The 778-nt window shown below is 58.0% G+C and carries 1 protein-coding gene; it reads right to left on the bottom strand.

Going from position 1 to position 778, the window contains the following annotated elements:
- A partial coding sequence (locus A3754_RS05890; protein ID WP_156496844.1) for a homoserine dehydrogenase occupies positions 1 to 668 on the bottom strand: 668 nt, incomplete at its 3' end.
- Positions 669 to 778 lie beyond the last annotated feature (110 nt).

Below are 778 nucleotides of genomic sequence, written 5' to 3'. Positions count from 1 at the left end.
GTGTAGACCTTGGAAAACTGCAGTGGAATACCGAACGCAATGGAGGCCAGAATGGTCAGCTTGTGGGCGGCATCAATACCTTCCACGTCGAAGGTGGGGTCCGCTTCCGCGTAACCCAGCGCTTGCGCTTCTGCCAACACGTCATCAAAGGCCCGGCCACCCTCTTCCATTTCGGTGAGGATGAAGTTGCCGGTGCCATTGATAATGCCCGCCAGCCAGTTCACATGGTTCGCGGCCAGACCTTCACCCAGGGACTTGAGGATGGGAATCCCGCCAGCCACAGAGGCTTCGAACGCCACGTCCACGCCATTATCCTGGGCGGCCTGGAAGATTTCGTTGCCGTGCTCGGCGATCAACGCCTTGTTGGCGGTGACCACGTGCTTGCCGTTCTTGATGGCGGTAAGTACCAGCTCACGTGCGGTATCAATGCCGCCAATCAGCTCTACCAGAATATCGATATCCGGGTCTGTCGCCACCGCAAAAATATCGCGGGAAAGACGAATATCACTGGTATCACAGGCCGCGTTGTCGCGGCGGGCACCGATATGGGTAATTTCAATCGGACAGCCCACGCGGCGAGCAATATCCCGCGCGTTACGCTTCAGTACATTCACGGTGCCAGAACCCACCGTGCCCAGACCAGCAATACCCACCTTCACCGACTTCACGTGATTTCCTCTCTTTATGCAGGGGCGCACAAGGCGCAGCCTGTTAGCCCAGCAGCCCATCCTGACGGAACATCTTCTTGATGCCGCGCATGGCCTGCCGGGTACGTTGT

The sequence above is a fragment of the Alcanivorax sp. HI0083 genome, assembly GCF_001635175.1.
This window is presented reverse-complemented; position numbering and strand designations above follow the sequence as displayed.